1 pseudogene is annotated in these 563 nt (G+C 46.0%); it reads left to right on the top strand.

From position 1 onward, the window contains the following. A pseudogene (locus R7Q48_RS29795) lies at positions 1-392 on the top strand (ABC transporter substrate-binding protein); the annotation flags it as partial. Between the last annotated feature and the right edge of the window lie 171 nt (positions 393-563).

Raw genomic sequence — 563 nt, 5'->3', positions numbered from 1 at the left:
AAACCATGCCAAAAGAGCAATACTGGCCAGAGTTTGATAAATGTGCGGGTGACATGCTGATGATCGGTTGGCACTCAGACACTGAAGACTCTGCGAACTTCAACGAGTTCCTAACGATGACTCGTAACGAAGAGACAGGTCGTGGCCAGTACAACTGTGGTTACTACTCAAACCCAGAAATGGACAAAATTGTAGAAGCAGCGAACGTGGAAACGGATCCAGCGAAACGTGCAGAAATGCTAAAAGGTGTTGAAGCGACGCTTTACAACGACGCAGCATTTGTACCGCTACACTGGCAAAGTGAAGCGTGGGGCGCGAAGTCTAACGTGAAAGCAGCAGACATTGTGAACCCAATGGTTATGCCTTACTTCGGTGACCTAGTGGTTGAATAATCACATGATGTAGTTAGAAGGAGGGGACGTATTCCCTCCTTCATGAGCTTCTCTCAAGGGATGCTTGATGAGGCTCATCACTCAGCTCAATTTTGTTTCAGTCGGATTGAGCGAGTTTTACAGACTGAATTTTCTCTCTAAATTTAGAGATCTATGGATAGTTAAGGGGCA

Source organism: Vibrio sp. 378 (assembly GCF_033339435.1).
The sequence above is the reverse complement of the archived record's forward strand: the minus strand, read 5'-3'. Positions and strand labels throughout refer to the sequence as shown.